Here is a 14004-nt window from a genome sequence, read left to right as displayed (position 1 = left end):
ACGGACATGCGCCACACAGCGGCGACACGGGTACAGGGAGGTGACCGGGCGTGACGCTGTCGCGACGCGACTTCCTGGCGGCCGCCGGCGCCGGGAGCGTCGGCGCCCTGGTCGGGACCGCCTGGGGGGCGACCCAGGCGGTCGACCCGGTCACGTCCGTCGACAACCCCCTGAAATCGTACCCCAACCGCGACTGGGAGCAGGTGTACCACGACATCTACGAGTACGACGCGGTCGACTGGACGGTCTGTCACCCCAACTGCACCCAGTCCTGCGCGCTGAACTTCTACATGAAAAACGGCGTCCCGATCAGGGCCGAGCAGGTCTACCACAACGAGGAGCCCTCGGTCGGCCCGTCGGGCTACGAGGACGCCGGCGTCTCCCAGCACTGGAACCCCCGAGGGTGCATGAAGGGGCTGACGCTACACCGCCGGACGTTCGAGCCCTCGCGGATCAAGTACCCGATGGTCCGCAAGGGGTGGGACCCCGACGACCCCAACCCCGAGGGCCGCGGCGAGGACGAGTTCGAGCGCGTCTCCTGGGAGGAGGCCGTCGACCTCATCGCCGCGAAGATGGCCAACCTGGAGGACACGAAGCACTTCCAGGTCTTCAACGCGATCAAGGCCGACGGGCTGTTCACCCGCCACGGCGCGGGCCGGCGGCTGGCCTCCATCTTCGGGGGCTGCGAGTGGACGGAGTACGACTGGTACGCCGACCTGCCGCCGGGCCACGTGATGACCACGGGCTACCAGACCTCGGACTCCGACGCCTCCGCGTGGCGGGCGGCCGACTACACCATCATCCAGGGGAAGAACCTGATCCACAACAAACTCGCGGACAACCACTGGTTGCAGGAGAGCCGCGAGCGCGGCGGGAAGATGGTCGGCGTCTACCCGGACTACTCCCCGACGGTCCAGAAGTGCGACCGCTGGCTCCCCATCCGGCCGGGCAGCGACCCCGCACTCCCCCTCGGATTCGCCCACGTCATCATCGACGAGGAGCTGTACGACGCCGAGTTCATGCGCGGGTACACCAGCCTGCCACTGCTCGTCCGCGATGACACCGGCAAGTACCTGCGGGCCCACGAGGTGTTCGAGGACGTGGAACCGCCGGAGGGCGGCGTCGAGGGCGAACCCGGCCACCACGTCGAGGGCGACTGGGGACAGTTCGTCGCACTGGGCGAGGACGGCGACCTGTACGCCGTCGACCGCGAGGCGGTCGGCGCGGAGACCCCGGCCGACCCGCAGTTGGACGTGGAGACCGAGGTCGAACTCCAGGACGGGTCGACCGTCTCCGTGCGGTCGGACTTCGCCCGTCAGAAGGCCAACGTCATGGAGAACTACTCGCCCGAACAGGTCGAGGAGATCACCACGATCCCCGCCGAGGCGCTACGGACGACCGCCCGGGAGTTCGCCGACGCCGAGAAGGGCCAGTGGTTCACCGGCGAGGGGATCAACCACTGGTTCTACGGCGCCAGCGAGGTCCAGCGCGGGATCTTCTTCGTCCAGTCGATGCTGGGCAACATCGGGGAACGGGGCGCCGGCTACTACAACTACTCGGGGCAGTACAAGATCGAACTGCTGGACGGTTACCCCGAGTACGTCAACCCGGACGGCCACAAGGCCCACGGGATGTACCCCGGTCACGCCTTCGCCTTCTTCGGCGGCGAGACGCTGGACCCCCACGCCATCCGCGGCGACGAGGAGCGCGAACTCGACCTGGTCCCCCACGGCGACAAGGACGAACCAGTCCTGCCGGAGGGGACCGACTCCTACACGATGGCCAGGCCGGAGGTCCTCTGGACGATGAACTGCAACCTCCTGAACCAGACGAAACACCAGGAGCACGTGATGAACAACTTCGTGAAACACCCCGACACCGCCAACGAGTTGTTCATCGTCTCGGACATGCACATGACCTACTCCGCGCGCCACGCGGACATCGTGCTCCCGGCCCCCTCCTGGCTGGAGTGCGAGTACCCCGACATCACCGTCGGTCCGGAGAACCCGTTCGTCCACATGGACCACGGCGTGATGGACCCCATCTACGACACCAAACAGGACGGGGAAGTCGTCGCGATGGTCGCCGAGAAGTTAGACGAGAAGATCCCGCCCGAGGAGCGCAACGTCGACTCCTACCGCGAGTACTTCGCGGAGTTCCTGGACGAGGACGGCGACCCCACGAGGTACATCCAGGAGGCGTTCGACGCGGGGATCACGACGCAGGACATCGACGTGGAGGACCTCCGGGACGGTCCCGAGCGGCTGAACCTCAAGACCTACCCGCGGATCCCGTTCTACTCGCAGGTCCACGACGACAGGCCGTTCTACACGAAGACCGGCCGGATGGAGTTCCACAAGGAGGAGGACCGGTTCATCGAACTCGGCCGCGACGACATCGACCACTTCGAGAGCCCGGAGGGGACGCCCTACGACACCGGGGAGACCTGGGAGGACGCGAAGGGCGGCACGAACGACCTCTACGAGGACGGCTACCAGTTCCACTACAACACCCCCCATCCGAAGTACCGGACCCACTCCTCGTGGGGGATGACCGACTGGAACCTCATCTGGGCCTCCCGGGACTTCGGGAGTCCGAACGCCGACCCCGAGGGGACCGAGCGGCTCGTCGACGACTTCTCGTTCCCGACCGGCGACGGCGAGGCCGACACCGCGCCGCCGCTGGGCGAGGCGTTCGTCGAGATGCATCCGAGCGACGCCGCGGACATCGGCGTCGAGAACGGCGACTACGTGAAGATCACCGGCGACCGCGGCGACCTGGTCATCCGCGTGATGGTCAGCGACCGCCAGCGGCCCAGCGACGCCGGCGACGTGGGCCAGTTGACCATCTGGCACGGCTGGTGGGAGCAACACCTCCCCGACGAATCGGACGACGAGGACGACGTGGTCGGCTACAACGTCGCCACGAACATCTGGCTGGACCCGATCCTGGAGACCGACGACGTGGTCCACAAGCCGACGTTCGGTGACCCGAACGTCAGCGACCTCGTCGACGAGGACATCTCCTGGCACGGCTCCGCGTTCGCACAGGGCTACGAGGAGGCCGTCTGGGGACCGACCGGCGTCGAGCGCGACGCGCTGGTCAAAGTCGAGAAGTACGAGGAGGCGGACTGGAAGCCGGCCGACGCCCGACGGGACGACGCCTTCCAGTCGTACGTGAGCGGGTCGCTGCAGGACGGATCGAGCGGAGCGAACGGATCGAACGCGACCACGACGGAGAGTGACGACTGATGCCACAGGTCGAGAACCCACAGCTCGGACGGAGCCACGACTACCCCTACGAGCGCCGCGACGAGGAGCGCGACTACCACTGGGGGATGGTCGTCAACACGAACCGCTGTATCAACTGCAACACCTGCTCGTTCGCCTGCAAGTCCACCTGGACCAGCGGCGAGGGCGAGGAGTACATGTGGTGGATGAACGTCGAGACCGAGCCCTACGGCGGCTACCCGATGGGCTGGGACATGCGCCTGCTCGACGATCTGGACTCCGGGGAGACCATCTACGAGGCCGCCGAGTCCGGCGAGCGCGTCCGCGGGTACATCGCCGACAAGGAGGAGTGGGAGTACCCCGCGCTGGGGGACGACCAAGTCCACGGCGAGTACCCCACCGGCGAGGTTGTCGAGTCGGACCTCGACGAAGGCGAGTACCACGACATCTGGCAGTTCTACCTGCCCAGGCTGTGCAACCACTGCAAGAACCCCGCCTGCCTGGCCGCGTGTCCGCGCCAGGCCATCTACAAGCGCGAGGAGGACGGCATCGTCCTGCTCGACCAGGAGCGCTGTCGGGGCTACCGCAAGTGCGTGAAGGGGTGTCCGTACCACAAGCCGATGTACAACCCCGAGACCGGGGTTTCAGAGAAGCCCGTCGGCTGTTACCCCCGCATCGAGGAGGGGTTCGTCCCTCGCTGCGTCTCCTCCTGTATCGGGAAGACGCGGCTGCACGGCAACATCAACCGCGGCCCTGACGCCGAGTCGCCGGGCGGGGACGCCCCCGGTGGGCGGTCGCCGATCAACTACCTCGTCCACTCCGACGAGAAGGTCGCGCTCCCGCTGTACCCGCAGTTCGGCACCCGGCCGCAGGTGTTCTACATGCCGCCCTACCACGTGCCGCCGGAGTTCCTCACGCAGATGTTCACGCCGAACACCGAGGAGAAGCGCAACGACTGGCCCGGCGACACCTACCGCGAATCGATCGAGATAGTCCAGGACCGCGTGCGCAACCCCTCGCATCACGTCCTCGGCATCCTCCAGCTGTTCGGCGCGACGACGAAGCTGATCGAGACGTACAACGTCAAGGAACACCGCGTGAAGGGCTGGGACCGCGACGGCAACAAGGTCGTCGACGTGCCCTTCGAGGAACAGCTGGAGGTCAAAGAGGGCGAGATGTGGACCAACCAGCCATGACACGACTCGACGACGCGGACGCTTCGTCCGCACGGTCCGGCATCGACTCGGAAGCGGCGACCGACGGGTCGCCCGCCGCCGGCCCGGCGACCGACGACCGCGACGGCGACCGGGAGGCCCGCGAGCGACTCCACAGCGCCCGGGCGACCCTGTACGCGGCGGTCGGCGGCGCGTTCTGTTACCCCGACGTGGAGACGCGGGCGACGCTGACCGCCCACGACGCCCGCGAGGGCGTCCTGCAGGCCGCCGAGCGGCTCGGCCTCCACGACGAGGCCGAGGCGTTCCTCGACGCGGTGGCCGACGCCGCCGTCTCGGACCTGGAGGCGGCGTACAACGACCTGTTCGGCCTCCCCGACGGCGGCGAGTACCCGGTCGTCCCCTACGAGGCCCACTACACGACGGGCTCGGACGTGGGCGAGTCCCAGCGGCGGATCGCGGCGGTCGTCGGGCTGATGGAGACGTTCGGCGTCGAGCCGGCCGACGACTTCGCCGAGCGCCAGGACCACGTCGCCGCCGAACTGGAACTGATGCAGGTCGTCGCCGCCCAGCGCGCGGCGGCGGTCCACGAGGGCGACGAGGAAGCGGCCGCGCGGCTGGCCGACGCCGAGCGGACGGTCGTCGACACGCACCTCGCGGAGTTCGTCCCCGCGCTGGCCCACGACGTGGACGCGGCGGTCGGCGACGACCCCTCCGACGGCGAGCGGGCCTACCGGGCGGCCGCGCGGCTGGCCGCAGAACTGGTCAAACGGGACCACGCGGCCCGCGGCGGGGGCGACGAGGCTGACGACGGTGCGGACGGTGCGGCCGGCGACGCCGCCGAGGAGGTGAGCGGCGATGGCGAGTGACGACGCGTCCGGTCGGACGCCCGGGTGGCTCGCCGGCCGGGTGCCGCTCGACCGGAGCGCGGCGACGCGGGCGACGACGCTCGCGGTCGTGGCCGTCGCGCTCCTGCTCGCGGCCCAGGCCGCGGTCGCCGCGGCGGTGACCGGCGGGAGCCAGCCGCTCGAACAGGTCCAGCAGGTGCCCTCGGAGCCGACGGCCGCCGCCTGGGAGGACGCGCCGACGCGGACGGTGTCGCTGTCGAAACAGCAGATGGCGCCGCCGTTCGGCGGCGGGAGCGTCGACGAACTCGACGTGCAGACGGTCGCCAACGGGAGCCACGTCGCGGTGCGGCTCTCGTGGGAGGACCCGACGATGGACGCCAACATCGCCTCGCCGAACAACTTCAGCGACGGCGCGGCGGTGATGCTCAAGGCCGGGAATCAGCCGCCCATCACGATGGGCGCCGCGGGGACGCCGGTCAACATCTGGTACTGGCGGGCCAGCTGGCGCCACGGTCCCGAGCAGGCGCCGGGGACCGGGGACATGTACGCCTACCCGCACAACGACTCGCTGACGATGCCGGGCCGGCAGGCCGGCAACCCGCTCTCGCGGGCCAGCTACGAGGACGGCGCGCAGAACTACTACGCGAAGGGCTACGGCTCGCTCAGCTACGCGCCGGCCCAGCCGGTCGACGCGACCGGCGAGCGAACCGACGACGGCTGGCGGGTCACCTTCGTCCGCAACCGCACGGGCGCCGGGCAGTACGACGCGCCGCTGACCGACGAGCAGGTGTACGTCGCCTTCGCCGTCTGGAACGGCAGCGCCGACGAGGCCAACGGCCAGAAGTCGATCACGTTGCAGTACTCGACGCTCGACCCCGACACGGGCAACCTCTCGGTGCCCGACGCGGGCGGGGCAGCGAGCGGGAGCGTCCTGCAGGTCGGCGGCGGCAACGAGACCGGCGGGTCGGACGGCCGGGCGCTCGCCATCCCCGGCTTCGTCGGTGGGGTCGTCCTCGCGGCCGTCCTCGTCTGGCTGGTCACCTACTGGAGGGCAGTATGACCGAGGAGTACGACAACTGGAGCGCCCGCGGGCGCGCCCCGGCCGACGACGAGGCGGGCCTGCGCGCGGCCCTCGACGACGACCAACCGCGCAGGCGCGACGCCGCGCTCGCGCTCGTCGACGAAGCCGAGGCGGGACTGGCCGACGAGACGGTCGACGCGCTGGCCGACGCGGCCCGCTCGGCCGACGACCCGGACACCCGGCAGTTCGCCGTCGAAGCGCTCGGCGTCGCCGGGCGCGGCGAGGACACCGTCGCGGCCGCGCTCGACGACCCCGACGAGTGGGTCCGCGCCGAGGCCGTGGTGGCGCTGTCGCGGGTCGACCCCGGCGCCGCCGACCGCCTGCGCGCGGCGCTGGAGGACGACCACGGCGCCGTCCGGCGGAACGCGCTCATCGCGCTGGCGAAGACCGGCGCGGCCGGCGCGGAGACGCTGGTCGACCGGCTGAAGTCCGACCCCAGCCCCGCCGTCCGAGAGTACGCCGCCCAGTACCTGCCCGACGCCGCCGAGACCGAGCGGGCGGTCCGCCTGCTCGCGGCGGTGCTGGCTCGCGACCCGGGGTCGTTCGTCCGCGCGAAGGCCGCCGAGGGGCTGGGCGACCTGGGCACCGACCGGGCCGAGGAGGCCCTGGAGGCCCACGGGCTGGAGGACCGCAGCGACGACGTGCGGAAGACGGCCGAGCGGGCGCTGGCCCGCTCGAAGGGCGTCGACCCGGAGGAGATCGACGCCGCCGGGACGCGCGGCGAACCGGACGGCGAGCGACCGCGCCCGCCCGGCGGGACCGACGCGCCGCCGGGACGCGTCGACGACGGGCCGGCCGACGGCCCCCGCCCGGTCGATGGCACGGCCGGCCGGGTGGGCTCTCACCCCGGTCCGGACCCGCGGCCGCAGGGCTACGGGGACGGACTGCCTCGCGAGCCGCCACACCACGACGGGAGTGATTCCGACCATGAGTGACGACACCGAGACCTACTCGCTGGACGCACAGCCGGAGAGCACCGAGGACAGCGAGGAGTCGCCGGGCGACGAGGAGGCGCGGGGCGTCCCGATCCCGGAGGAGCACGTCGGGGCGTTCGTCGCGGAGGCGTTCGAGGACGCCGAGCGCTCGACGACCTGGGCGGAGGTGGTCGACGCGATGGTCGCCTCGGCGGCCCGCGACGACTGGGCGGAGCTGTCGGCGGTCGAGCAGACCGTCGAGGTGCTCCGGCGGGCCGCCGAGTACGACCGCCGGGCGACCGACGAGCTGGAGCGCATCCCCACGAACCGGGCGGAGCCGACCCCCGAGATCCGATCGTCGTTCGAGGAGGCCAAACGGCTGCGGCGCAACGCCGACGCCTTCCGCGACGGCGTCGCCGCCGCCTACGCCGAGGGCCGGATCGACGACGAGGAACTGGTCGCGGCGGTCGAACGCTCGGAATTCGACACGACGCAGATCGCCCGTCGCGAGGACGCGCTGGAGTCGGTGACCGCCGTCTACGACTTCGACTTCCGTCCCTACGGCGGCACCCTGTTCGACGAGGACCAGTCGGCCGACGACGGCGGCGGAGTCGACCCGGACGTTCCCGAGACGTTCTAGGCCGAGCCGGTCGCCGACGGTCGGCGGCCACCTCGCCGATCGGTCCGACGGACGGGGGGCCGGCGCGACCGCCACAGCAAACTTGAGGCCGGTTGCCGTACGTCCCGGCGATGCCGACGAAAGCCAACTACGAGGACGTGGACGCCGTCGGCGGTGGCCTCCACTTCCTGCGCGACGAACTGGACTGCGAGAACTTCGGCGTCTCCGTGCTGGAGTGCGACCCAGGGTGGAGCGGCAAACCGCACGACCACGCCGAGGACGGACATGAGGAGGTCTACGTCCTCGTCGACGGCGAGGCAACCGTCACCGTCGACGGCGAGGACATCGCGATGTCCGCCGGGGACGCCCTCCGGATCGACCCCGACGAGCGCCGACAGATCGAGAACGGCGACACCGAAAGCACGTTCGTCCTGGCCGGCGCTCCCTGAGGCGCACCCGGGAGACGGACGGAGCCATATCTACCATTTTCGAAGTTATATCAGATTATACTTCTAAGTCTGATTATTATAACGGAAGAAGACGGTAATTTTCGGCACAGAGTGGGTTAGTATGCTCTTTCCCGAAATCGTTCCTGACTGTTTCTGTTTCGGAAATATCGATTTATAGGTGTTTTGATGGGAATACAGGAGAGTATTTCCGATCGAGTCGGTAACTGACAGAATTATACTACTTCTAGATAAAGGTAAAAATTATGCTATACTGGGGGAGAGTGAATCGGCCGATCGTCGATGGGGTGACGAGAGCCGTCAGGTAGGGGAGCGTTACCCCTGTCGGCAGCGGCCGGGACGGTCGAAACGATGGGGTCGCGTCGGCGGGACGGCCGTCCGGGTTTATGGTGAGCACCCCGCTAGAGGGACGCGAATCCCCGCCGGCACCAGAGGGGGGGACCGTTACACATGAGACGAAAGTTCGAGGGCACCGACAGGGGGAAGCGAGTGGTCGCCGACGACGGCTCGGCGGTCGGGACGATCGTGCGGACGAACGGCGACAGGGCGCGCGTGCTGTTGGACCCGAGTCGATCCGGGCAGTCCGACCCGACGGCGGAGAGCGGCTCGCGGACGACTGTCACCATCGACCGGCGACGGGTCGCCGAGAGCACGAACGACCGCGTTCGCCTGGTGGAGGACGCCGACCCGACCGAGGCGCGGGGTCGCGCGTGAGCGCGGCCGACGGCGACCCCGGATCGGAGCCTCCGCCCGAGCCCAGGTGGGAGTCGCCGCCTAGATCTCCGTGACGCGGTCGTGGGGCGTCTCCACGGCCGCCGCGTCGGCTTCGAGCAGCGCGACGACGAGGAACGTGGCGTGGTCGGCGAAGTACTCGACGAGGGCGGCGACGCGGTCGGCGTCGATCGCCTCCAGCGAGTCCAGGAGGAGGAACGGGCAGGTCTCCGCCACGTCGTGGACCAGATAGCCGGTCAGCGCCAGGACGAGCCCGACGACCTCCCGCTCGCTCTCGCTGAGGTTGGCCGGGGAGTCCTCCAGGCCGCCGCCGTCGCCCTCGCGGACGACCCGGAGGTCGAACGTCCCCACGTCGGCGCCCGAGCGGTCGGTCCCGGTCGTCCGCGTCAGGCGGACCCCCGCGATGTTCTCGAACCCCAGGGCGTCGACGACCGCGTCGGCGTGCTCGTTGAACGTCGCCACCGCCTCGGCGGCGGTCCGGTCGAGTCGCGTCCGGCACTCGACGAGGTCCGACTGGACCGTCTCGCGGCGGCTCTCCAGGCGCTCGCGCTCGGCGAGGCGCTCCTCGACGGCCGACAGCTCCGACTCGACGGCCGCCAGGTCCGACCGCCGCTGTTCGAGTTCGACCTGGCGCTCGTTGGCCCGCCGGTGTAAGTCCAGCAGCTCCGCGTAGTCGTCGGTCCGCAGGTCCTCGACGGTCCCCTCCAGCTCCCGGACCCGCTCGTTCAGCTCCCGGCGCCGCCGTTCGAGGTCGCCGATCCGCTCCTCGCGGCGCCGCAGTTCGGCCTCGACGCGGTCGCGCTCGGCCCGCAGGTCCGATCGCCGCTCCCGGCGGCTCTCCAGGCGCTCGCGGCGAGCCGCGAGCCTGTCGACCTGGTCGACCAGCTCCCGACGGCGCGCGAGCGTCCGCTCCCGGAGGTCCCGCAGCCGATCGAGCGTCTCCTCGATGGCCGCCCGGTCGACGGTCGAGCCGCACGTCCAGCAGGTGACCCGGTCCTCGCCGGTCAGGCGGTCGGTCACGTGGTCCTCCGCGTCGGTCTGCGCCGCCGGGGTCGCCGACGCCGACTCCCCGTCGACCCGGCCGCGGTCCTCCCGGAGCCCCTCGCCGAGTTCGTCGAGGCTGCCGGATTCGAGCTGGTCCTCGTTGAACCGCACGATCCCCTGGAGGGCGCTCACGTCGCCGTCGAGGCGGCGCTTGCGCTCGCGCAGCGTCGCGATGTCGTCGGCGAGCGCCGAGAGTTCGGCCTCGTCGACCGGGTCCGTGTCGGCCAGGTCCCGCTCGATCCCCTCGTGCTCGCGCTCGACGGCCGCGAGCGTGTCCCGCTCGGCGGCCAGGTCGTCGGTCACCGACTCGAGTTCGGCCCGCGCCTCGCGCAGTTCGTCGAGTTTCGCCTCCAGGCGCTCGTCGCGCTCGATCCCGTCGTCGAGCGACGCGTCGGCCGCCTCGATCTCCTCCTCCAAGTCGGCCAGCTCGGACGCCAGCCGGTCGATCTCCTCGTCGAGGCGCTCCCGTTCCGCCTCTAGCTCTGCCCGTTCGTCGTCGATCCCCGACAGGTCGTCAAGCTCGTCGTCGAGGCGGCGCTTCTCGGCGGTCAGTCGCTCGATCTCCGCCTCGATGGCCTCGGTGTCGACGGGCCGCATGACCACCTCCGCGAGGTCGCCGCCGGACCTGACCGCCCGCCGGACGTCGTTGTCTTCGAGCAGGACCGCGTACGTCTCGGCCGGTCCCGGGTCCGAGAGGTGCGGCTCGCCGCCGGCGACCACGCCGTCGTCGGTCCGCTCGAACCGTCTGCTGTAGGTCTCCCCGTCGAGCGTCAACTCGACCCGACCCGCGTCGGCGCCGCGTCTCAGCGGGGCCGGATCCCCGCCGAGTACCGCCCGGATCGCACGGAGCAACGAGGTCTTGTTCGTCGCGTTGCGGCCGGCGAGCACCGTCACGCCCGGGTCGAACTCGACGGTCGTCTCGTCGATACCGCCGAGGTTCCGGACCGAGACGGACGCGGTCCGCGCGCCCGCATCGGGGTCCCCGTCGTCCGGTAGCCTGCCGTCACCGGCCGCTTCGGGCCCCGCGTCGCGCGGCGGTCCATCGCCGTCTCCCCCGACGGCCTCCCCGTCGGGTCCCTCCGGCCCCGCGTCACCGTCCATGAGCGGACCCGCGTACCGAACGCCCAAATGCGTTCATGTTTGACACTCCGCGGCCGACGCCACGGGCCTCCGCCGTGCGGTCAGCGGGGCTGTTCGCCGGCGGTCGCCTCGCAGGCACAGCCGCCGTCCCGGAGCAGGGAGATCGCGTCGCGGTCCTCGCCGCAGTCGTGGCAGATGACGCGCACGTCGAGGAACACGTCGAACTCCCCGAGGGTCAGCCGGCCGGCGTCGCGGTGGCGGTCGAGGGTCCCGGCGGCGACGGTCGTCGTTCGGCCGACGAGCCGCTGGAGCGACTTCACGTCCGTCTCCACCGGGTCCGTCGCGGCGGTGGGTGGCGTCGCCTCCCTGACCTCCGTGAGGTACGTGTGGACCGCCTGGTGGGAGACGAAGTCGTCCAGCAGTGCGTCGACATCGACGCCCGCGCGGGCGAGGTCGTTGCGCGTCTCGGCCCGCCGGCCCTCGCTCACGTCGTCGTCGGTCAGCCGCTCGTAGGCCTCCTCGACCTCGCGTTCGGTCGGGCTGTGGCCGGCCCGCTCCATCGCCGACCGCAGGACGGCCCTGTTGAACTCGTCGGCCAGGTCCCGGAGACTCGTCCGCGACCCGCTCGCCCCGGTCCAGCGCTCGACCAGCTCGTCGCCCGTCCGCTCCAGATCGTACGCCGTCAGGAGCCGTTCGACCTTGCTCCGTCGGCCTCCGTCCCCGTCGTCCGAACCCATGGGCGGGGCTCGCGGGGGAGGACCGTATACCTGTCGGTGGTCGGGGAGTTGTAGACAGCGGGTCGGATCGGCGCCCCGCCGGCCCGTGGGTCACGGGCTGGCGAGCCGGCGGGGCGGCCGCGGACCGCTGGTAGACGCAGCCGTCTTCCCGCGTGGCGCCCCGGGCGGGGGCACCACACCGAAGGAGCGGCCGACCGGTGGGCTGGGAAGCCGACGGGAACGGGAGCCTCGCCGGCGATGCACAGGGGTTCGGGCGTGTCAGGTGGTGCCGGTCGATGGGTCGACGGCATCCGATCGAAGGGGGGTGAGACTGTTAAACGGGGCCGACCGTTCACGCCGCGGGAGCCCGGTAAACCGCGACTACGACCGAGCAGACGGTGGTTTCGACCCCCGCGTACGGCTTCCGGTCCCGTCCCGGACGGCGGACCCGCACTGGCGGGTAGACGGGGCGCTACGGCCCGGGATCGCCTGATTCCGCGCGGGCTCCGGTGCGGGAAACCGGCAGTATCTGACGTGAAAACAGCCGTATGCGGAGTATAACCAAGTCCGTGCCCCCCGTCGAGTCGGTCGGGGGTCGGGGGAACGATCCCACCGCCGCCCCTTCCGCGAAGGGGGCCAACGGGCCCGCCAGGCCGCCGCGGCCAGGCGGGCGCCGCCCTGAACGCCCTGTCCATTATTTGGAACCCGAGCGCCCAGCGGCGCCGACGCGGCGCCGACGACACCGGACGCGCGCGGGCCGACCGTAGCCGACCCATTACTAACCCGGTCGGAGCCCTGCCGGGAGACGATGAGCGAACCGACCGAGCCACTCGTCGTCTCCGGCGGGACCGTCGTCGCGCCGGACGGCGCGCTGGACCGCGGCCGCGTCGTCGTCGAGGGCGACCGGATCGCCGCGGTCGAGTCGGCCGACGACCGGACGGCGACCGACGACCGGACGGCGGGACCGGGCGAGCGGCGCCGGATCGACGCCGCCGGGCGGGTCGTCCTCCCCGGACTGGTCGACCTGCACGGCGACGAGGTCGAGCGCTACCGCTTCCCGCGGTCGGGCGAGCGCGTCGACGCGGCGACGGCGCTGGCGACGGCCGACCGGCTGGCCCTGGCGGCGGGCGTGACCACGAAGTTCGACGCCATCGCCTTCGAGGACGCCCCGGAGAAGAACCGCTCGATCGAGGGGGCGACCGAGCTGCTGGAGGCCGTCGCCGACGGCGTCGACCTGGTGGCCGACCACCGCGTCCACGCCCGTTGCGAGGTCACCGACCCCGCCTCGGTCGCCGCCGTCGGGGACCTGGCCGACCGGCCGGCCGTCGACATCGTCTCGCTGATGGCCCACGCCCCGGGTCGCGGCCAGTTCGAGGACGCCGAGGCGTTCGCGAGCCGCTACGCCGACGGGCGCGGCGCCGCCGCCGACGAGGCCGCCCGCGCCGGCCGCGAGCGTAGCGGCGTCCCGGAAGCGACCGTCCGGGAGCGAGTCGCCGGGCTCGCAGCGGACCTCGGGGAGGAGGACGTGCTGGTCGCCTCCCACGACGACGCCGACCCGGCGGCCGTCGACCACGCCGTCGGGCACGGCGTCGACCTCTGCGAGTACCCCGTCTCGCTGGCGGCCGCCGAGCGCGCGACCGACCGCGGCGCCGCGACCGCGATGGGCGCGCCCAACCTCGTCCGCGGCGGGAGCCTCTGGGGCAACCTCGACGCGCGCGCGGCGATCGACGCGGGCGTCGTCGACCTCCTGTGTTCGGACTACCGGCCCCAGGCGCTTTTGGCCTCGGTGTTCGTCGACACGGGCGAACCGCTCGCCCGCCGCGTCGCCCGCGTCACGAGCGAGCCCGCCCGCGTCGCCGGCCTGGGCGACCGCGGCCGACTCGAACCCGGCGCGCGGGCCGACCTGGTCGTCGTCGACCCCGACCCGACCCCGACGGTCACTCGCGCAGTCGTCGCCGGCCGGGAGGTCTACCGCTGCGGTCCGTGACCGTCCCGTCCGGCGGTCGCCGCGCGACGGACCGGACGGGTCAACGGGAGTGACAGTTGCGACGGTTGCTGTCAGTTCTACGGTGTTATCCGTCCTATACGAGATTTTCGCCGA

General features: G+C 71.3%; 11 protein-coding genes. 9 read left to right on the top strand and 2 right to left on the bottom strand.

Annotated features, from left to right (window positions below):
* The first annotated feature begins 50 nt into the window (after positions 1–50).
* From ACMGFI_RS12995 to ACMGFI_RS12960, 8 genes are all read left to right on the top strand, one after another.
* Positions 51–3251, top strand: coding sequence for a molybdopterin-containing oxidoreductase family protein (locus ACMGFI_RS12995; RefSeq protein WP_436910154.1), 3201 nt, complete (start codon positions 51–53; stop codon positions 3249–3251).
* Complete coding sequence (locus tag ACMGFI_RS12990) at positions 3251–4426, top strand: 4Fe-4S dicluster domain-containing protein (RefSeq protein WP_436910153.1); 1176 nt, start codon at positions 3251–3253, stop codon at positions 4424–4426. Before ACMGFI_RS12995 ends, ACMGFI_RS12990 begins: the two co-directional genes overlap by 1 nt.
* Positions 4423–5271, top strand: a complete 849-nt coding sequence (locus ACMGFI_RS12985) for a TorD/DmsD family molecular chaperone (protein ID WP_436910151.1) — start codon at positions 4423–4425, stop codon at positions 5269–5271. Before ACMGFI_RS12990 ends, ACMGFI_RS12985 begins: the two co-directional genes overlap by 4 nt.
* The gene (locus ACMGFI_RS12980) at positions 5261–6310 is read left to right on the top strand and encodes an ethylbenzene dehydrogenase-related protein (protein ID WP_436910150.1); all 1050 of its coding nucleotides are present in this window, start codon (positions 5261–5263) and stop codon (positions 6308–6310) included. Before ACMGFI_RS12985 ends, ACMGFI_RS12980 begins: the two co-directional genes overlap by 11 nt.
* Complete coding sequence (locus ACMGFI_RS12975; RefSeq protein WP_436910149.1) at positions 6307–7266, top strand: HEAT repeat domain-containing protein; 960 nt, start codon at positions 6307–6309, stop codon at positions 7264–7266. Before ACMGFI_RS12980 ends, ACMGFI_RS12975 begins: the two co-directional genes overlap by 4 nt.
* Positions 7259–7885 (top strand): hypothetical protein, encoded by a 627-nt coding sequence (locus ACMGFI_RS12970; RefSeq protein ID WP_436910147.1) that lies wholly within the window; start codon positions 7259–7261, stop codon positions 7883–7885. Before ACMGFI_RS12975 ends, ACMGFI_RS12970 begins: the two co-directional genes overlap by 8 nt.
* A gap of 110 nt (positions 7886–7995) precedes the next feature.
* Entirely contained in the window at positions 7996–8313 is a 318-nt protein-coding gene (locus tag ACMGFI_RS12965; protein WP_436910146.1) for a cupin domain-containing protein, read from the top strand.
* Positions 8314–8781: 468 nt separating this feature from the next.
* A complete protein-coding gene (locus ACMGFI_RS12960) occupies positions 8782–9045 on the top strand; it encodes a hypothetical protein (RefSeq protein ID WP_436910145.1) in 264 nt (87 codons plus the stop codon).
* Between the two features lie 60 nt (positions 9046–9105).
* Here ACMGFI_RS12960 and ACMGFI_RS12955 read toward each other — a convergent pair whose 3' ends face one another.
* Positions 9106–11208, bottom strand: coding sequence for an archaea-specific SMC-related protein (locus ACMGFI_RS12955; RefSeq protein ID WP_436910144.1), 2103 nt, complete (start codon positions 11206–11208; stop codon positions 9106–9108).
* 80 nt (positions 11209–11288) lie between these two features.
* Positions 11289–11924, bottom strand: a complete 636-nt coding sequence (rdfA, locus tag ACMGFI_RS12950; RefSeq protein ID WP_436910143.1) for a rod-determining factor RdfA — start codon at positions 11922–11924, stop codon at positions 11289–11291.
* Between the two features lie 787 nt (positions 11925–12711).
* Between rdfA and ACMGFI_RS12945 the strand changes: the two genes are divergently transcribed.
* Positions 12712–13890 (top strand): alpha-D-ribose 1-methylphosphonate 5-triphosphate diphosphatase, encoded by a 1179-nt coding sequence (locus ACMGFI_RS12945; RefSeq protein ID WP_436910142.1) that lies wholly within the window; start codon positions 12712–12714, stop codon positions 13888–13890.
* The last annotated feature ends 114 nt before the right edge of the window (positions 13891–14004 follow it).

Source organism: Halosimplex marinum, from assembly GCF_051414075.1.
GTDB classification, from domain to species: domain Archaea; phylum Halobacteriota; class Halobacteria; order Halobacteriales; family Haloarculaceae; genus Halosimplex; species Halosimplex marinum.
Note: the sequence above shows the minus strand (reverse complement) of the source record. Positions and strands in the feature narration are given on the sequence as shown.